At 40.1% G+C, this 19,719-nt stretch carries 19 protein-coding genes; 8 read left to right on the top strand and 11 right to left on the bottom strand.

The window, feature by feature from the left end:
• Positions 1–8: 8 nt before the first annotated feature.
• The 5 genes from GXP67_RS27650 to GXP67_RS27630 all read left to right on the top strand — a co-directional run bounded on the left by GXP67_RS27650 (position 9) and on the right by GXP67_RS27630 (position 3,404).
• Positions 9–1,019 carry a sugar kinase gene (locus GXP67_RS27650; RefSeq protein WP_162446126.1) on the top strand — a complete coding sequence of 337 codons (1,011 nt, stop codon included), beginning with the start codon at positions 9–11 and terminating at the stop codon, positions 1,017–1,019.
• Between the two features lie 106 nt (positions 1,020–1,125).
• Complete coding sequence (locus GXP67_RS27645) at positions 1,126–1,500, top strand: GNAT family N-acetyltransferase (protein WP_317170150.1); 375 nt, start codon at positions 1,126–1,128, stop codon at positions 1,498–1,500.
• 61 nt (positions 1,501–1,561) lie between these two features.
• The gene (locus GXP67_RS27640) at positions 1,562–2,242 is read left to right on the top strand and encodes a bifunctional 4-hydroxy-2-oxoglutarate aldolase/2-dehydro-3-deoxy-phosphogluconate aldolase (protein ID WP_162446125.1); all 681 of its coding nucleotides are present in this window, start codon (positions 1,562–1,564) and stop codon (positions 2,240–2,242) included.
• 12 nt (positions 2,243–2,254) lie between these two features.
• Entirely contained in the window at positions 2,255–3,043 is a 789-nt protein-coding gene (locus tag GXP67_RS27635; protein ID WP_162446124.1) for a HipA family kinase, read from the top strand.
• Entirely contained in the window at positions 3,021–3,404 is a 384-nt protein-coding gene (locus tag GXP67_RS27630; protein ID WP_162446123.1) for a DUF3037 domain-containing protein, read from the top strand. Before GXP67_RS27635 ends, GXP67_RS27630 begins: the two co-directional genes overlap by 23 nt.
• 249 nt (positions 3,405–3,653) lie before the next feature.
• On the opposite strand, the gene GXP67_RS27625 is transcribed toward GXP67_RS27630, so the two are convergent.
• The 4 genes from GXP67_RS27625 to GXP67_RS27610 form a co-directional block, all read right to left on the bottom strand.
• Positions 3,654–4,400 carry a hypothetical protein gene (locus tag GXP67_RS27625; protein ID WP_162446122.1) on the bottom strand — a complete coding sequence of 249 codons (747 nt, stop codon included), beginning with the start codon at positions 4,398–4,400 and terminating at the stop codon, positions 3,654–3,656.
• Positions 4,401–4,748: 348 nt separating this feature from the next.
• On the bottom strand, positions 4,749–5,549 hold the full coding sequence (locus GXP67_RS27620; RefSeq protein WP_162446121.1) for an anti-sigma factor: 801 nt from the start codon (positions 5,547–5,549) through the stop codon (positions 4,749–4,751).
• 34 nt (positions 5,550–5,583) lie between these two features.
• Positions 5,584–6,132 carry an RNA polymerase sigma factor gene (locus GXP67_RS27615; protein ID WP_162446120.1) on the bottom strand — a complete coding sequence of 183 codons (549 nt, stop codon included), beginning with the start codon at positions 6,130–6,132 and terminating at the stop codon, positions 5,584–5,586.
• 182 nt (positions 6,133–6,314) lie between these two features.
• Positions 6,315–7,199 carry a diacylglycerol/lipid kinase family protein gene (locus tag GXP67_RS27610; RefSeq protein WP_162446119.1) on the bottom strand — a complete coding sequence of 295 codons (885 nt, stop codon included), beginning with the start codon at positions 7,197–7,199 and terminating at the stop codon, positions 6,315–6,317.
• 165 nt (positions 7,200–7,364) lie between these two features.
• On the opposite strand from GXP67_RS27610, the gene GXP67_RS27605 reads away from it, so the two are divergent.
• From GXP67_RS27605 to GXP67_RS27595, 3 genes are all read left to right on the top strand, one after another.
• Entirely contained in the window at positions 7,365–8,987 is a 1,623-nt protein-coding gene (locus GXP67_RS27605) for an ABC-F family ATP-binding cassette domain-containing protein (RefSeq protein WP_162446118.1), read from the top strand.
• A 484-nt stretch (positions 8,988–9,471) separates the two neighbouring features.
• The gene (locus GXP67_RS27600; protein ID WP_162446117.1) at positions 9,472–9,837 is read left to right on the top strand and encodes a hypothetical protein; all 366 of its coding nucleotides are present in this window, start codon (positions 9,472–9,474) and stop codon (positions 9,835–9,837) included.
• Positions 9,838–10,225: 388 nt separating this feature from the next.
• Positions 10,226–12,556, top strand: a complete 2,331-nt coding sequence (locus tag GXP67_RS27595) for an OmpA family protein (RefSeq protein WP_162446116.1) — start codon at positions 10,226–10,228, stop codon at positions 12,554–12,556.
• A 139-nt stretch (positions 12,557–12,695) separates the two neighbouring features.
• Here GXP67_RS27595 and GXP67_RS27590 read toward each other — a convergent pair whose 3' ends face one another.
• From GXP67_RS27590 to GXP67_RS27560, 7 genes are all read right to left on the bottom strand, one after another.
• A complete protein-coding gene (locus GXP67_RS27590) occupies positions 12,696–13,070 on the bottom strand; it encodes a hypothetical protein (protein WP_162446115.1) in 375 nt (124 codons plus the stop codon).
• Positions 13,071–13,168: 98 nt separating this feature from the next.
• Positions 13,169–13,693, bottom strand: a complete 525-nt coding sequence (locus tag GXP67_RS27585) for a hypothetical protein (RefSeq protein ID WP_162446114.1) — start codon at positions 13,691–13,693, stop codon at positions 13,169–13,171.
• Positions 13,694–13,875: 182 nt separating this feature from the next.
• Positions 13,876–14,937: a histidinol-phosphate transaminase gene (hisC, locus tag GXP67_RS27580; RefSeq protein WP_162446113.1), complete on the bottom strand. Its 1,062-nt coding sequence runs from the start codon at positions 14,935–14,937 to the stop codon at positions 13,876–13,878.
• Between the two features lie 85 nt (positions 14,938–15,022).
• Positions 15,023–16,315 carry a histidinol dehydrogenase gene (gene hisD, locus GXP67_RS27575; RefSeq protein ID WP_162446112.1) on the bottom strand — a complete coding sequence of 431 codons (1,293 nt, stop codon included), beginning with the start codon at positions 16,313–16,315 and terminating at the stop codon, positions 15,023–15,025.
• 19 nt (positions 16,316–16,334) lie between these two features.
• Positions 16,335–17,195, bottom strand: coding sequence for an ATP phosphoribosyltransferase (gene hisG / locus GXP67_RS27570; RefSeq protein ID WP_162446111.1), 861 nt, complete (start codon positions 17,193–17,195; stop codon positions 16,335–16,337).
• A gap of 425 nt (positions 17,196–17,620) precedes the next feature.
• Complete coding sequence (locus GXP67_RS27565) at positions 17,621–18,349, bottom strand: hypothetical protein (protein WP_162446110.1); 729 nt, start codon at positions 18,347–18,349, stop codon at positions 17,621–17,623.
• 281 nt (positions 18,350–18,630) lie between these two features.
• Entirely contained in the window at positions 18,631–19,119 is a 489-nt protein-coding gene (locus tag GXP67_RS27560) for a WbuC family cupin fold metalloprotein (protein WP_162446109.1), read from the bottom strand.
• Between the last annotated feature and the right edge of the window lie 600 nt (positions 19,120–19,719).

Genomic DNA, 19,719 nt, shown 5'->3' with positions numbered 1-19,719 from the left:
TATAAAGATTGAAAAAAGTAGTAACCTTTGGCGAAATCATGCTCCGGCTGTCTACGCCCGGATATGCCAGATTCATCCAGGCTGACCAGTTTAATGCAACCTATGGCGGAGGAGAAGCCAATGTAGCCATTTCTCTGGCCCAGTTCGGGATTCCTTCTGAACATGTCACCAGATTTCCGGACAATGACCTGGGAAAAGCAGCCTCTGGCCTCTTGCGCAGGTATGGTGTACAAACCGGGCACATTCTCTATGGAGGCGAACGGCTGGGTATCTACTTTCTGGAAACTGGTGCCATTAGCAGGCCCAGCAAAGTAATTTATGACCGCGCTAATTCCGCCTTTGCCGGATTACAACCAGGAATGCTCAACTGGGAAGAAATACTCAAAGATGCCGGATGGTTCCACTGGACTGGCATTACGCCAGCTATTTCAGATGGAGCGGCCAAAAGCTGCCTGGACGCTATTCAAACGGCAAATAAATTAGGCATACCAGTTTCTGCGGATACCAATTACCGGAAAAACCTGTGGCAATATGGAAAAACTGCCCGTGAAGTAATGCCTGAACTGGTAGAAGGCTGCGACCTGATCGTGTGCAGCAAAGGCGATGCGGCAGATATGTTTGGCATTGAACCCAGGCGGGAAGATGGCAGTGGGTTTACATCGGTTTGCAAGCAATTGCAAAAGCAGTTTCCCAGGATCAAAAAAATCGTGAATACCAAACGGGAATCCTTCAGTGCCTCGCATAATTCCTTAACTGGAGTAATGTGGAATGGAGAAGAAATGCTTAAAACGCCTGTTCACCAGATCACGCCTATTGTAGACCGGATTGGGGGTGGGGATGCATTTATGGCTGGTTTGATCTATGGTTTATTTACCTATAAAAATGACCAGAAAGCCCTGGATTTTGCCGTAGCCGCCTCCGCTTTGAAACACTCGGTGGAAGGAGATGCCAACTTGATTTCTGCGGATGAAGTAGAACCTGTCATGCAAGGAGATAGTTCAGGCAGGCTGGTACGGTAATATGCCTATTGAAATCAGAACCGGAAGTATTGAAGATGCTGTAAAGATCTCTTTACAAATACCTGAATTCACCAATCCACACTAGGCAGAGGAATATGAGAAAAGACTGCAAGGAAAGAAGCATTTAATTCTGATCGCCTATGCTCAGAGTAAGCCGGTAGGATTTAAAGTCGGGTATGATAAAGAAGGAGACGGTTCGTTTTACAGCTGGATGGGAGGTGTATTGCCAGAATACAGGCAACAACAGGTAGGTAAACAACTCGCACAAAAGCAGGAAACATGGGCCAGAGAAAATGGTTTTACAAGTATCAGGTTTAAAACACGTAACCGCCACAAAGCTATGTTATTATTTGCCTTAAAAAACGATTTTCAGATTATAAGTGTTGAAATAAGAGAAACCGTTGAAGAGTACAGGATAGTATTACAGAAGCGTTTATGGGGCGTAAGCGAATGCTGCTTTGGAAAATATAATAAGAAATAGGAAGTATGCCACCTATTTCAACAGGGACATAATAATTAACCATCAAACCATTTAATATTTTATGGCACGGTTTACAAGAATACAAGTCGTACAGAAAATTGCAGAAACAGGTGTAGTGCCGGTATTCTTCCATGATGATTTAGAAACCTGCAAAGGCATTATAGAAGCCAGCTACCTGGGAGGCATCCGGGTATTTGAATTTACCAACCGTGGTGATTTTGCCCATGAAATTTTTGCTGAGCTAAGCCGGTTTACTTCCTCACGTTATCCGGATATGATGCTTGGGGCAGGTACTGTGTTTGATGCAGGAACCGCCTCACTATACATTCAGTCCGGAGCCAGTTTTATTGTAGCACCGGTAATTAAAGAAGATGTAGCCATCGTGTGTAACCGCCGGAAAATTGCCTGGGTACCTGGCTGTGCTACCATGAATGAAATCTCACACGCCGAAGAATTGGGAGCAGAACTGGTAAAAGTATTTCCGGGAAATGTAGTAGGTCCTGAGTTTGTAAAATCCCTGCAAGGACCCATGCCATGGACACATGTAATTGTAACCGGAGGCGTAGAACCAGAAGAACAAAACCTGACAACCTGGTTTAAAGCCGGTGTGCTGGCGGTAGGCATTGGTTCGTCTTTATTCCCAAAAGAATTACTGGCCAAAAAAGATTTCCAGGCCATTGCTGAGAAAATAAGTACGATGATGGAGCTTGTAAAAAAGTTAAATCAAAATAAAAGGGTGTAAGTTATATCTGGCATGACAGAACCGCTCCGGACAGTTCAGGTAATCCGCTATGTAACGCCTTTACGGGAAGGAGGTTCTCTTCCAGCCATTGTAGAAGCCAACGACGGATTTTTATATGCGCTCAAATTCAGGGGTGCCGGACAAGGGGTTAAAGCCCTCATTGCTGAACTGATTGCTGGAGAAATTGCCAGAGCATTAGGCTTACGAATACCTGAGATTGTGTTTGCCTACCTCGATCCTATCTTGAGCCGTACCGAACCTGATGAAGAAATACAAGATCTACTCAAAGCCAGTGGCGGACTCAATCTGGGGCTACATTTTCTTTCCGGTGCTATCACTTTCGATCCCTTAGTAACTACAATAGATGCAACGCTTGCCTCCCAGATTGTCTGGCTGGATTGCCTGGTAACCAACGTAGACCGGACCGCCCGTAATACCAATATGCTCATGTGGCACAAAGAGTTATGGCTGATTGACCATGGGGCTTCACTATATTTCCATCACTCCAGCCAGAACTGGCAAGAGCAAAGCCAGCGTCCCTTTGTACAAATAAAAGAGCATGTATTATTACCCTATGCATCTGCATTAGAAGAAGTAGACACAATTGCCCGCCAGATTCTCACTCCCGAACGCATTCGTTCCATTGTGGCTTTGGTTCCGGATGAATGGCTAGCAATAGAACCATCGGTAGAAACAGTCGGTGAACAGCGGCAGATATATACCCAATTTTTAGAAGCAAGAATAGCTGCTTCAGAAGTTTTTGTTAAAGAAGCGCAACATGCCAGAAAAGCACTTATTTGAGTATGCCGTTATCCGGATAGTACCCCGCGTGGAACGGGAAGAATTCCTCAATGTAGGTGTAATTCTGTATTGTCCGGCACAAGGTTTTCTACAGACCATATTTGAACTTGCTGAATACCGGCTACAAGCATTTAGCTGTGAGTTAGATAGAACTGAAATATATGACCGCCTCCGGGCTTTTGAGCGCATCTGTAAAGGCCGCCAGGAAGGGGGAACTATAGGTCAATTGCCAATAGCCGCCAGATTCCGCTGGCTTACGGCTGCCAGAAGTACAGTTATACAAACTTCCCCAGTCCACACTGGCTTATGTTCAGATGCCAGGGAGATGCTTGCCTGGCTATACGCCCAGCTGGTGTTATAAGTGTTGGGGCCAATCATTTTTGAATGTATCTTGATGTACACTAAGAAGCGGATGAAAAAGAGAATCAGAGATATTTATACCAAATACAGCAACTATTTTCCGGCAGATTTATGGGCTTTCCTCCTAATGATCCTGCTTTTAATTGGTGGTATTTTATATATCACCCTCTCATAAACTAATTATTAAAATCAATGAAATCAGCAATTGTTTTTCTGCCTACCTCCCAATTATGTTTTTGAAATATTCTTCTCACTGGCTGCTTATTTGAAGGGTTATGCCAAATATATTATCAGAGCCAGGTAAAGGGATTTGTGCGCCAGTCTGCAGTTGCCAGTCATTTTTTAACTGAATGGCAAATCCAAGCGTACAATTACTATATTGATTTGTACCCGAAATATATTCTGCCTGAAAATTTAATTTATCTGGGATCAGCGGTAATTGCAAAGCAGTCATAAAGCCTAAGTTTGTTCCTTCACCGGCAAATGCCTTTGTGCTATGATATCCTCCGGCATTAATAATTATATCTTTCCCGAATGTAAGTTGATTCATGAGATATGAGAAATTAGCCGGTTTCAGGTGCGAAAGTTTATTTATATACCCTACCCCAGATTGTGTACCAACACTCACATCAAATTTATCTGTTATATGTACACTTTTCTGGAGATTCAGCAGCAAACAAGGGTTTTCCTCCGGATGATCACTGTGTAATTCTAATAATTGCCTGCTCCCGGCATGGTGCTGTAACGTGACATTCGCCAGATTCAAGCCTACCTGCCAATTTGATCCCAGTCCATACGTAAATGTAGTGGTGGATTGCACTTTATCCGTGATGCCGATTTGCTCCTGAAAAAAGAGAGTATTTCTATCAACAATATCAGTTAAAGGCACATTAAAAACCGTTTGCTGGGCAATACAGGGAAGAGAAATACTCAGTAACAATAAGCTACAGGATATAAAGAAAAATACACTTATTCGTTCTCGTAAATTTTCACTCATGATTATCTGCATCTGTTAAAAAATTAAGAGATAACTATTTGTATATAAACATCTTATAATCCAAAAAAAATGAATTTATGCATGAAAATATTCAGAGATATACACTTACAAAAATTTATTCACCTGCCTGACTGACTGTCGACCAGCAAAAAATCGTTTGACTCATGCCATCAGCTCAAACGGGAATAAACAATTTGGGTTGAGAGAATATACTGTTAAAGCAGAAATATTGATCTATACGGGCGTATAGCCATTTACAAGATAAAGAGTAAAAGATTGAGAAAGTTTTAGCAGGAGTTTTAAACTAATATTTAGGAACTGGTCAGAATTTCAACATATAACTCTCTGTTAAACTTCACCTAGCACATACATATCTCCCTGTGGAGTAGGATTTCCACCTTTTTTTTCCAGAGTAATAGCAAAGGCCTCTGCCTTTTCGATCTCTTTCATTTTTTGTAAACTCTGCTGAGGATTATTCATATCCAGCATACCAGCATCTACCGGTTTGCCGCCTACAATCGCCCACAACTGGTATTGTTTATCAGCGGCATGAGCCGGCAGGTTATGTACGGCCAGATGCACTTGCTTTTGCTGGGAATTCCAGTATACCACCACTGTAGCATCTGGTGCCGGTTTCAGGCCTTTCAGGTAGACAACTTTATTATCCGGATCGCTAAATATAGCCAGTTCATCAGTAGCTCTGCTGTAATTTGCCTTATTTACTTCTAATTCTTGTGCCAGCCTCGAATTAGCGGTATTAGCTTCAGTAAGTTGTTGTCTGGTATTTTGCAGTTGTCCATACAAAAATATATTGGCACCTACACTTATAATCAATCCAGCCAGAGAGGCCGCTACCAGATATCTTTTCCATCCACCCAGCGGTTTTACTTCAGCAGTCCGCCCGGTAACAGGCTGAGTTATTACAGAAGCAGGTATTATATTAGCTTTATCTTCTTCTAACTCTTCTAATTTATGCCATATTTTCTTTTTCAATGCTGCAGGCGGCATTTCTTCATGCTGCATAATATAGGCCTCTAAAGATGCCCGGATTGCTTCTATTTCTGCTTTAATCTGAGGATACTGGTGTGCAAGCGCTTCAATCTCGGCACTCTCTTCAGCAGAGACGATACCCAGAACGTAACTTTCCAAAATACCAGAGGCTATGTATGCTTGTATATCCAATTTATGTAAATAATTCTCGTAAATGATTAATCGCCGATTTGACCCTGGTTTTTACAGTGCCCAGAGGAATATTCAATGCCTCCGCCACTTCTGTCTGGGTAAAACCTTTAAAATATATGTAATCAATAATGGTTTGATGTTCGGGTTTGAGCCTGGAAACTACTTTATCCAGTCCGATATGCTCAATCTGAGTCTCCGTTGTAGATTGCTTGTCTACCATACCTACGTTAATATCTATCGGCTGGATTTTAGCGGTATTTTTATATTCCTGGGAGCGGATACGGTCGATGGCCGTATTGCGGGCTACATTGAGTATCCAGGTAAATAGAGTGCCTTTAGATGAATCGTAGGAGGAGACATTCTTCCATATTTTAACAAAAGCATCTTGTAATACGTCTTCAGCCACTTCTTCAGTCTTTACAATCTTCAGCACAATACCGTACAAAGCTTTAGAATAGTTGTCATACAATAAATCAAATCCTCTCTTGTCCCGGCTTTTCAGCAGGGCAATAAGTTCAGTTTCAGAAACAAGTGGCTTGGTTTTGTACAAAACGTAATTCTTCTGTCTATAACAATATGGATCTAGGTTATTTTATACTTAAATAACCCATTAAACTTAAAAATGTTTTCTCAACATTACAAAAAGAAACCCAAAAACATTATAGAGGGTTTGATTGAACCGTAGAGTTAAAATTCTGCCCGGTTTTTAATAACATTGGTTTACTTCCCATTTCAGGGCAGGATTACCTGTAAACTGTGCGGCAAAATCCGCACATCCAGCTTTTCTTCAGGTTCCACAGGTTCGCCATCAATCTGTACCAGTTCTTTTTCAATATTATAAATCGTAGCGTATTTGCACTTAAAAATGTTGCTATACAACGATTCATTAATGTCGGTACGGTACATCTGATAGAGGATATTGATACCGGCTGTTTTGGGAAATTCTGTCAGGATACAAATTTCAAAGATACCATCATCTACTTCGCCATCCGGATTAATGGTGGCATTGCTTCCGAACATATTGGCATTGGCAATGGTCACCATAAAAGCCTTGCCCTCGTAGGTTTCTTTGTCTGTTACAATTTTATATTCTTTTGGCTGATACCCCACATATTCTTTCATCAAGTTCCAGGCATAAGCCCCTGGTCCTCTCCTGTCGCCTTCTGAAAAACGTTTTACAATGAGGGCATTAAAACCCACATCGCTCAGATGAAGGGAAGGAATATTGTTAATCTTAAGCGTATCAATGGTTTTTACCTTGAATTTCCCTACTACTTGCAAGGCCTCGTCAAAATCCTGGGGGATTTTTAAATCTTTAGATAACCCGTTGCCCGAACCCAGCGGAATAATTCCCATCGGCAGGTTTCTTCCGATCAGCATAGTGCCTACCAGATTTACGGTGCCATCTCCACCCACTGCAACCACAGCCTCAGGTTTTTGTTTTTGGCAAATATCCAAAATATGAGCTTCATCTTCGTCGCCAGTGGTGCGGTAAATATGTGCATCAATTTTATGATGCATACAAAAACCTTTAATGTGTGCTTCGGCATTGTCTTTATCCAGACCGCCGGAAATAGGATTAATAACAAATACTAGCTTTTTAGGTCCTTGGTTCATGTGTTGAGGTCTGGTCAATGATGTTTCAGCATTCAGGAATATCAGAATGAGTAATATTAAATTTCCCTTCTAATACCTGTAACAGTCTGTAAAATTGCAATTTATTTCGTAATTTTGCTTTGTTTTTATTCAATAGACTACTGCCCTGGAAGGGCTTTTATTTTTATGATCAGTACCTCAAATATCACCCTTCGTTACGGAAAACGTATTCTGTTTGAAGATGTTAATATAAAATTTACGCCCGGCAACTGTTATGGGCTCATTGGTGCCAATGGAGCCGGAAAATCTACGTTCCTAAAAATTCTTTCCGGAGAAATAGACCCACAATCTGGTTCGGTGAATATTACTCCCGGCGAACGTATGGCTGTGTTACGGCAGAACCAGTCGGCCTTTGATGAATTTACAGCCTTGCAAACCGTAATTATGGGGCACAAGCGCCTATACGACATTATGCTGGAAAAAGATGCCATATACGCCAAACCTGACTTTTCGGAAGCAGATGGGCATAGGGCTTCTGAACTGGAAAGTGAATTTGCAGATCTGGAAGGCTGGAATGCCGAATTTGAAGCGGCCGAATTGCTAAGTGGCCTGGGCGTAAAAGAAGACCTGCATTATTCGTTAATGAAAGATATTAGTGCCAATGATAAAGTACGTATTCTGCTGGCACAAGCCCTGTTTGGCAACCCGGATATATTACTACTCGATGAGCCTACCAATAACCTGGATGTAGAATCTATTATGTGGCTGGAAAACTTTCTGGCCGATTTCAAAAACACCGTAATTGTAGTATCGCACGACAGGCACTTTCTGGACCAGGTGTGTACCCATATCGCAGATCTGGATTTCGGAAAGATTCAACTCTATGCCGGCAACTATTCTTTCTGGTATGAATCCAGCCAGCTGGCACTCAAACAAAAGCAGGACGCCAACAAAAAGACGGAAGATAAGCGCAAAGAATTACAGGAATTTATTCAGCGTTTCTCTGCCAATGCTTCTAAATCCAAACAGGCTACCTCCCGTCAGAAATTACTGGAGAAATTAACTTTAGAAGATATAAAACCTTCTTCCAGAAAGTATCCGGCGATTATGTTTAAGCAGGAACGGGAGGCTGGCGACCAGCTGCTTACGATAGAAAATCTCTCTAAATCCTTGGATGGCAGCTATGTATTTAAAAAAGTAAGCTTTACTGTAAATAAAGGGGATAAAATTGCTTTTCTGAGCAAAGACAGTCTGGCCATTTCTTACTTTTTTGATGTGTTGACGGGAGAGAAAAAACCAGACACCGGTAATTTCAGATGGGGCGTAACTACCTCGCAGGCTTATTTCCCGGCTGATAATGCCAAATTCTTTAATGTAGATCTGAATCTGGTAGACTGGCTCAGGCAATATTCAGTAGAAAAAGATGAAAGCTTCATTCGAGGATTCCTGGGCCGGATGCTGTTTTCCGGGGAGGAATCATTAAAAAAGGCGAGTGTATTATCGGGAGGAGAAAAAGTGCGCTGTATGCTCTCCAGGATGATGCTGCAATCTGCCAATGTGTTGATACTCGATGAACCTACCAATCACCTGGATCTTGAATCTATTACAGCTTTGAACAATGGATTAAAAGATTTTAAAGGTACTGTGCTGTTTACGTCACATGACCATCAATTTGTACAAACGGTGGCTAACCGCATTATTGAACTGACTCCGAATGGCTTTATGGATAAACTGATGACCTATGACGAGTATTTGTCAGATGAAACGGTGAAGCAGCAACGGCAGGCTATTTATGGCGTATTGGTATAGCTAAAATTGAATTTTTCTCATTTACATATATAAAAGGGCAAAAGGTATTGAGAAGAAAATCTTTCATAGTTCATTTCAACCTTATATCCAAATTATTGTCTGTTTTTATCTCTGTTTGATGTACACCATTCTATACTTGGATGAATTATGTAATAAATTTCAAATATAATATGGCTTAGCCTCTCATACAGCTAATTATTCCTTATAAACACAAAAGCCCTTTTAATAAAGGGCTTTTGTGTTTATAAGGAATAATATACATTTACACAATCCAATAAAAATACAATAGTTATCCAACCATAGATTTTATTTTGATTTAAGAAAGAAATCCATTATTGCTGACAGATGTATGAATATGAGGCAAAAATCAAATAATTAATCAATACATCCAAGTATTTTTGCCTTATCAATAAATCAAACAGAATTTTAACAACAAAAACAAAAATAAAAAAAGTACAATAAAATACTACTTATCATCCAGTTTATGAAAAAACTTCTCTCAATTTTAGTAATCGCAATTTTAAGCTTATCTGTCTACACAAACGCGGCTGCCGACAATGGAAAAATGGACAAGGGCAAAAAGAAAAAAGGCCGTGAAAGCAATGCTTCTCTTGTGCAAAACATAGTAGAAGAAGAACCCATTATTGCCCTGGCAAGTGATATTACTGCTATCGATAATAAAGTAACAGTGAAAGTATTCGATATCACAGGTAAAATTGTACTGGAAAAGAAAGTGCAGATTGAAAATTTCTTTAATAACAAAAGCAGATTAGAAATCCTGCCAAAAAACAGTGTATTTGTGATGTTTCATCAGAACACCGCTTATTACTTCCAGGAATCAGAAAACTAGACCTCGGCTTTGTAAGATTTTCAATAATAACTGAATAAAAAATTACAGTAGCCTGTATCTTTCTTACAGGTTACATATACGCTCATCATCATTTTTCTTTCAAATATCCCCGGCTTTTTGAGCCGGGGATATTTTTTTTTAACTTCTATCTATATCGGGGAAAAATGTATACGAAGGCTTATAATATGCTAAAATGAGGCAAAAATGCCTATAATTAGCTTACTTGCCTGTTTTAACCTGAGCCAGCAAGCTGCTTTATGCAGTTACTTTTTGAAAATTAAATTCATTTTTTTGATTAATTTCTACTTAAAACATACTTTCGTATTGTTCACTTAAAAATAAGCCTATTTTGATCAGTTTGGCAATCTTAAACTAATCACCAGAACACATGAAAAGACACTATACTTTAGTTAGTTTATTGGGGCTTATCCTATTTGCAGGCCTTTTTACAGATGTTGTTGCTCAGTCTGAGAAAGGTAACAAGGGACAAATGAACAGGCTTCTGAAGAGAGGTAATAAATACTTTGCTGCAGAAGATTATCACAAAGCACTGGCACAATATGAGCAGATTCTAAAAATAGACTCTCTTTATCCGCAGGGTTTATACCAGGCTGGCATCAGCCGGCTTTGGGTATTTGGCAGTAAAAGCGCTTTACAATACCTGACCACTTATGAAAACAACCTCCAGCTCGACGGAAAACCCGATAAACATTTTTATTACTGGCTTGGCCGTGCTTATCACTTAGACTCACAATTCGATAAAGCCATTGCTAGCTATAATAAGTATCTCGAAAATCTTTCCAGAAATGACAGCCGCCAGGAGGAAGTAAGAAAATTGATTTTACAAACACAGTTTGGAAAAGTATACCAATCCAGACCGACAGATTACTATTCTGTTACTTTAGGAGCCCCTCTCAATAGTACCTACTCCGACCATAGCCCTGTACTAACTTCAGACAGGCAAACCCTGATTTTTACCTCCCGCCGGACAGAAAACAAGCAAGGAGATGAAATTACGCCCAAAGGCGATTCCTATGAAAACGTGTATGTATCCAGTAATGAAAATGGGATCTGGACGAAACCTAAGTTAATGGACCGCAACATTAACAGCCGCAGGCAGCATACCTCCAATGTTCAGTTGTTTGACAACGATAATAAGATGCTTGTCTACAAATCAGTAAATTTTGGTTCGCTGTTTATGTCACAGAAAGAGGGAAGCAGCTGGAGTAAGCCTAAAAAATTCAATAATTATTTGAACACAGCCCGTTTTGAACCAAATGGATTTGTAATTAAAGATGAATCGGTGGTATACTTTGCTTCCGGCCGGGAATCAAAAAACGGAAACCTGGACCTGTTTGTATCCCGTAAGACAGAAGATAGCACCTGGTCGGAACCCGAACGCCTTCCTGCACTTATCAATACGGATGCGGATGAAGATGCTCCTTTTGTATCGGCAGATGGCAATACACTCTATTTCAGTTCCAGAGGACACGACAGTATGGGTGGATATGACATATTTAAAACTACTTACTCCCCTGGCAGCCGTACCTGGAGTAAACCATTAAATCTGGGGTTCCCTTTTTCCACTCCTGCTGATGATATTTATTTTGTAACCGACAGTTTGAATACAATAAGCTATGTTACATCTAACCGCAACGGCACTACTGGCGAAGAAGATATTTTTACTATCAAACCATTCGGCAATGTAAATGTAAAAGGCCTCATTACCGACCGCCGTTCCGGGATTCCATTACAGGATTTTACCATGAATTTTACCGCTCAACGGAAAGCAGATGTAAAATCTTCTTTGCAAACGAGTGAAGAAGGCCGCTATACCCTGCAACTTCGTTCTAATTACAATTATAATGTTGAGATCAAAAATGCCGAAGGAGATGTATTGCTGTTAGACGTATTAAACATTCCCCTGGCAGAAAGCGATACTTCTGTCATTGTCAGAAATTATCAGGTAAACCTTCCTTCCGACGACCTGGCCTTACAGGGGCAGCGGATCAGAGTGGAAAATCTGAATCTGGTGAAAATGCAGTACCGCCCTGCTGATTCTCTTACTATCAGAGGTGTGGTGAGTGATGCATCCGGCATTATAGAAGGTGCCCAGGTGATTATCAGACGGGAAGATTCCAGAGAAACTTTGCTGAATACCAATACAGATGATGAAGGCCAGTATGTGTTCCGGTTTATTCCTGGAGAGCCCAGAGATTTTATAGTAGAAGTTTATAAAGACGGGTATTTGCTCAACAGTATCGCCGTACTATATAATGAGAAAGTTGATTTTCAGGGAAGTACAGTTGAATTAAAATCTACTATGGTAAATTCTGTAGATGCCAGCACCCGCATGACACAAATACAAGTAGGTGCCAAACAAGTACTTGGTGGTGTCTATTTTGAATTTAACAGTGCTAAATTACTGGCCGAAAGTTCAATAGCACTAGACAAACTTTTTCAATTCCTGAAGGATAATACGACTGTTACTATGGAAGTTGGCGGACATACAGATAATATTGGTACCCCGGAAGTAAACAAGTCAATTTCAACGCAACGGGCGCAATCAGTAGTAAATTATCTGGTGAAGAAAGGCATTACCAGGCGAAGATTAACTGCCGTAGGATATGGCGAAGAACAACCAATCACTTCTAATGAAACTTCATTAAACGGTCGGGACGTTAACCGTCGGGTAGAAGTCACCATTCTAAGTAAATAACTCTATACTTAAAAATGTATAGCTAATCAGCGGTAAAATCTTGAAACTATATCAAACAAAAAAGCAGGTAAAATACCTGCTTTTTTGTTGCCAGCGCTGCTGGATATGTATATCAATAAATTGAATTTATAAAACTGCTTTATTTTTTACCATTACCCTTACCATTTCCTTTTCCGCTGTTGCCTTTAGAACCACTATTTCCATTATTGCCTTTTGAACCAGCATTTCCGTTATTGCCTTTGGATTTACTGCTGTTGCTATTTCCATTATTTACTTTAGAACTGTTCCGGTTTGAGTTGTTATTATTATTTGAGTTATTGATAATAACGGTTGTATTATTGCCTTTCCCTTTAGAAGCATGAGCCGGATGATGAGGGTTATTTGGATTTTTATACCAGCCTTTGTGTTTGCCATTGTCTTTTCTCTGATTCACCACTACAGTTTTCCGCACGCAGGCAAAGTTGACGCTTAAAAAAAGCATAATAAATAAAATGTGTAAAAATTGCTTTTTCATAATTATGGATTTAATTGAACAAAAGTGAATTTGAAACTAAAAACCCGGCTTTGTATAAGCCGGGCAATGTCTTAATTATTAATAGGAGAGTAAATCAATTAAAAATTGAACCTTCCGCCAATGCCCAGAGGTAAGTTTATCCAGAAAGGAGCTGGAACGATTTCTACATAGGCTGAAACGTCACCGAAAAAAGAGATAGGTGTATTAGGAATAAAATATTCAAGGCCAATTGTAGCGGTAGCACCCAAGGCTACATTCGAAGAATACACACGTTTGCTACTGTCATACACATAATACCGGCGGGAACTAAACATACCTCCTAAGCCGTAATACCAGGTCAGTCCGTTGGCATTGGGGATATTTTTTTGCCAGAGGTAATTTCCCATAATGGCAATACCGGCATTCCCATAATAGCCGCTCCGGTAGCTACGGCCTCGGCCATAGAAATTACCATAACTTCCAATGCTCAAATCGAAAGCATTATTTTTACCAAAATATTTTTTGATATTCAGTCCGGAGGGGTCGCCTAAACGTAAACCTATAGCCCATTCCTTTTGCTGGGCATGTACGCTACCTATTCCTAAAGTGAATATACAAGCGAAAAGTACAATTAATTGTTTCATCTGGTTGATTAGTTACCTGTTAATACTTTATAAAAAGAAACACTTATTTAGTAATAGGCTGACCTGTATGCAGCCCGAACAAAAATAAAAGGATTTCTAGGGATTAAAAGTATAATACAGTACCCATAAACAGATGTATGCCTCAACTAATGTATGATATACCAGGAAAACTCCGGAATCTGCTATACAGATACCATCTTAGAAAAGGATTTGAGGCTTGTTACCAGTTGATTGTTTTCTTCTCCATTGCCAACGGAAATCCGCAAACAACCTTCGCATAGAATAACTTTAGAACGGTCTCTCACAATAATCCGGTCGTTAACTAGATGGCGATAAACGGAACTGGCATCCGATACCTTTACGAGCAGAAAGTTAGCATCAGAAGGGTGAATTTTCTCAACAATAGGAAGTTGTTGTAAATGTTGAATAAGTAACTGCTTATCACTAAGAATTTGCGTTACCATTCTATCTTTTGCCGCAATATTGTCAATATACTTTTCTACTACTTCCTGGGTGAGAATACTGATATTATAGGGTGGCTTCAATTTATTCAATACCTGCACAATTTCCTCCGAGGCAAAGGCCATTCCCAGCCGCAAGCCAGCCAATCCCCAGGCTTTTGAGAAAGTTTGCAGTACTACCAGATTTTCATATTCCTGTAATTTACTCACAAATGTATGTTCCGGTGCAAAATCAATATATGCCTCATCTACTACTACGAGTCCATTAAATTGCTTAATAATCTGCTGCATATCTTCTTTGCGAAGCAGATTACCGGTTGGATTATTGGGGGAACACAGGAAAATAAGTTTAGTTCTGGGCGTAATGGCTTTCAGTACAGCTGGCACATCAATCTGAAATTGCGGAGTTAGTGGCACTTTTACCAGACGCACCTCATGAATATTGGCACTCACCTCATACATGCCATAGGTAGGCGGCAGCAAAATTACTTCATCCTGAGCTGGTGTACAGGTGGCACGAATGATCAGATCTATGGCTTCGTCGCTTCCGTTTCCCAGAAAAATTTGTTTAGCCGGCACATTCCGGATGGAAGAAATCTTTTCTTTCAGGCTCCACTGATAAGGGTCAGGATAACGGTTGTATGGCTGTGGCGTTACCGAACCCAAAGGATTCTCATTGGCATCCAGAAAAATGCCTTCAGTGCCTGCATACTCATCTCTGGCAGAAGCATAAGGCGTTAAGGTAAGTATGTGGGGACGAAGTATTTTTTTCAGGTCAAACATGTCCTTAAGTATTTAAAAGTAAGGTTTGAAAACAGGTATTTTATCCATAAAATTTGTAAGGCTTTTGGGTATATTCAATATAAAATCAGCTAGTTGCCAGCTGTTTTAACCGGATGCTCACGGCATTTTTATGTGCCAGTAGTTCTTCCGCAGCCGCCATTTCTTCCACAGCCGGTCCCAGTTGCAGCAATCCCTCCGGGCTAATATGCTGAAACGTAATTTTCTTTACAAAACTATCCACCGAAACGCCACTGTATGCTTTAGCGAAACCATTGGTTGGTAAGGTATGATTGGTACCAGAAGCATAATCTCCGCAAGATTCGGGTGTATAATTTCCCAGAAAAACAGAGCCGGCATTCACAATCTTTTCCCCTACAATCTCTGCATCGGCTGTAGCCAGAATAAGGTGTTCGGCTGCATATTCATTCAGTAAATCAATCGCTTCTTCCTGCGTATGTACCAGAAAAGCCTTGCTGTTGGCTAATGCCTGTTCCGCCAGATTGGCTCTCGGAAGCACCTTCAATTGTGTATCTACTTCCTCTTTTACCTGATTAATTAATTGTTCGCAGGCAGACACCAGTATCACCTGGCTATCTGTGCCATGTTCAGCCTGTGAAAGTAAATCAGCCGCAATAAAGCCCGCATGAGCAGAATCATCAGCATAAACGGCTACTTCTGAAGGACCAGCTGGCATATCTATGGCGATACCTTCTTTGTTAATTAATTGTTTGGCAGCTGTTACGTACTGATTGCCAGGGCCAAATATTTTAAATACTTTAGAAATACTTTCTGTCCCATAGGCCATGGCAGCAATAGCTTGAGCGCCACCGATCTTATAAATCTTCCGGATGCCTACGATGTCTGCTGCATATAAAATGGCTGGATGTACCTGCCCGGAACGGTTAGCAGGAGTACAAAGTGCAATTTCCTGGCAACCGGCAATGGCCGCCGGAATTCCCAGCATCAGTACCGTTGAAAATAAAGGAGCGGTTCCTCCAGGAATATATAAGCCTACTTTTTGTATCCCTACATTTTTGCGCCAGCACACTACGCCAGGCTGTGTTTCTATTTTTTCTATGGTCTGGGGCTGCTGAGCCTGATGAAATCTTTCTATATTGCTTTTAGCGCTTGCAATGGCATTTTTCAATGCTACACTCACCTGCTTGTGCGCTTCCGCAATTTCTGCCGGCGTAACCTGTAGATGTTCTAAGACTACCTTATCAATCTGCAGGGTTAATTTCCGCAAGGCTTCATCTCCGCCGTTTTTCACTTGCTCTAAAATAGGCGCTACAATAGCCTCTATCTTACTTATATCCATTACTGGCCTGGCTAAAAGCTGCGGCCATTCGGAGGCTTGCGGATATTTAATAATACGCATGTATGTTCGGTTTGTAGGATTATAAAATCATTTTTTCTATGGGAACTACCAGTATTCCTTGTGCGCCAGCATCCCGGAGATTCTCAATGATCTGCCAGAATTCATTTTCATTGATTACCGAATGAATAGAACTCCACCCAGACATCGCCAGCGGTACAATCGTCGGACTTTTCATGCCAGGCAGAATATCTATAATCCTGGGAATAGATTCATTAGGCGCATTCAGCAGAATATATTTATTATTTTTAGCTGCTTGTACCGATTTGATTCTGAACAGGAACTGGTCGAGGATGCGTTGCCGGGCTGCATTCAATTGCGGATGAGCAATGAGTATAGCTTCGGATTTGAAAATCACTTCTACTTCTTTCAGTCCATTGCTCATCAGGGTGCTGCCAGAACTTACAATGTCACACACGGCATCGGCCAGACCAATACTGGGCGCAATTTCCACCGAACCACTGATCTCATGGATTTGTGCCTGTATCTGGTGTTTTTCCAGAAAAGATGAAAGTATTTTTGGGTAAGAAGTAGCAATATTGGTATTACGCAGCCATTCTATTCCAGTGTATTCACCGGCTCTGGGAATGGCCAGAGATAAGCGGCACTTGGAAAAACCCAGTCGATGGACTGTCACTGTATTTTTGTCTTTTTCTACGGCTACATTTTCGCCTACAATCCCTATATCTGCTACGCCGTCAGCTACATAGCCAGGAATATCATCATCTCTGAGAAACAGAAACTCAGCCGGAAAATTATCTGCTTCTGATTTTAATTTACCTGTCCCATTATTAAACTGAATGCCGCATTCTTTTACCAGCTTCAGGGAATCTTCACTGAGCCTGCCTGATTTTTGAATGGCAATCCGGATTTTATCTTCCATATTCTTGCAATGAATTCTATGTTAGCATAACCTCATTCTTTGGCTGTTACTGCCTCCGAAATAAGTTACTTTTTGTTGATTGAGAATGTTTGAAAAGCTCTGTATGTGCGCAAGCCTGAATTTTATGCGAATGTATAGCTTATTTGCAAGAGAATAAATCTTCTGCTGAATTATACATGCATTGGTATGCACACGGATAGTGAATGATGTAGCTATTTTCTCCTCCTTACGAGGAATGGTGCAGGCTGTGAATGCCTAATGGGGAAAAGGAAATATTGCGAGCAACTCTGTTCATGAGGCTGCAAAGCTACAATAGCTTAAGCAATATACAAGCCTGATGGATAAAATTTTACTATAAAAATGTACTAAAATGGAAAAGCCGGCTATTCACCGGCTTTTCCATTTTAGATCGAATAACTATAAAATCAATGGACTTTCTTTTTAAGGGAAGCAATTGTCTGATTAAGTTCTTCTATTTTATTGCGCTCTGTCTGCAATTCCCGGCCCATAACTGTTTCCCTTTCACGCAATTTTTGTCTGCATCCGTTCAATTCCGACTTCACAGTTTCAAACTCATTTACTTTCGATACAGCTACTTTATTGCTGTCTTTGTATTTATAGATGGCTCCTCCCAGTAATAGCACCAGTATAGAGATAATAGCTATATTCAGATAAATATACGTGTCTTTAAGCAAATTAAGGCCAAACACGTTAATGCGGTCGGTATTGTAGGCAATGGTTTTGAGTTTCTCATCCCTTTCAGCTACACTAGACTTGAGTCTGGTTAACTCAGCCTGCTGCCCATCCATTTTGGCTTGTACAGCCTGTAACTGGCTATTGGTATTGCCTTGTATGGCCTGCAATTGTTTTCTGGCTTGTGTCAGCGTATCCTGCACATTTTTCCAGAACGTATTTAAACTGGTTTGTTTAATTACTTTATACTCCTGGTAAGAATTCGATTTATCTCTGAGACTAAAAAACTGTTTGGCCAGACTATTATTGCCACCAGTAGGAGCATATTCTACCTTAGGTTTTGGAGCAGTTTTTTGCTGTGAAAGAGAATCAGTTACATTCTGAGCAAGAATCGCCTGCTGAGAACAAGTAAGAATTACTAAGGTTAAAACGAGCCATTTCATAAAAAATAAGGTTTTCATTCAGGGAAACTGAATGATTCAAATAAGGTTAAACGTTAGATATTGAATATTTGTGCTAAAAATAAGTACTTCAGTATAAATGGTTTCTACTAAGATAATTTGTTATTTTAACTCAAAACTTTAATTTTTATTGTATTTATAAATGAAGAAATTTCATTCATTATTGCAAGGAAATAGCTAAAATTAATACACGATAGACTTAAAATTAATCGTAAAATCTATAAACGGCATTTTTTCAACCGATGCAATGTATCTCAGTTAACTGTGGATCATACGATTGATTACTCTCTTCCCGCAAAAGAAGGTTGTAATTTCTCCAGAATACTTTGATTATAAGCAGCCGCTTCTGGGGAGCCTTCTGCCGGAGCCCAAGGTGCGAAATGTTTATCACTTGCCGGAATATAGGGGCCATCTTTCAACTCATATAATACCGAACCAGGTTCCAGGCAAATCAATGTATGATATACCCGGGGAGAAATTTCCAGTCCAAACACTCCATGGCTACGGCTTAATAATGTATAGTCTGTAATTGTACCTTCATTATCAAATTCTACAATCAAAAACGAACCCCTGAGAATAATAAAAGCTTCCCGTTTATCAGGATTTTCGTGTTTGTGCGGACATACATACGTGCCAGGTTCCATGGCATTCAGCATCCGGTTGAGCAGATCGTCAGCAGTCTGGTGAAAATTATGATTCATGCGTTTACGTGCTGAATCTTTGGCTTTAACAGATACCTGGTCGAGTAAAGATGTGTCTATCCGGATCATACAATTATCTTTAATTTTTAGGAGGTAAAAGATTCTTTGCCACATGCGCTCAGCAGTCTATCCACACATTATTTCATATCAGCAACTACTAAAACAGATGCAAATATACGTTTTACTTTTGAAGGCTTAAAAATAAAAGTCCGCCGGCAGAAACCACCGGAGGACTTCGTTAAAACAAACCACCTAAAACCTAAACTTATATGACTATGATCTTGTACCTATTTGATATTGCAAACGAATGGTCTTTTCTCCTTTCCTTCCTGCTGTTTCTCTGTCGTTTACATTACAAAACTAATTTAATCTTTTAGAATAGAAATTCACTTTTCTGCGCTTACCATACATGTATTAGTTAATCGGAAAAATTGCAAATAATTCATGTATTTCACCTCTGTTATGACCCCGATTATTACTCTTAATTGAATACAGGGGATTTGCCGGAATGCTTATTCTATCTCAAAAAAGGCCTGTTTTTCATTTTATGCTAATTTTTGTACTTATTATACAAAGGTAACCCTGGTTACCTTTTTCTTTTGTAAATTTTTATAAGGAATTCTACTTGGTTTTTAATGAGGTGAGAAAGTGTTACTTTTTTGATAATTA

The sequence above is a fragment of the Rhodocytophaga rosea genome (genome assembly GCF_010119975.1).
In the GTDB taxonomy this organism is placed as follows: Bacteria; Bacteroidota; Bacteroidia; order Cytophagales; family 172606-1; genus Rhodocytophaga; species Rhodocytophaga rosea.
This window is presented reverse-complemented; position numbering and strand designations above follow the sequence as displayed.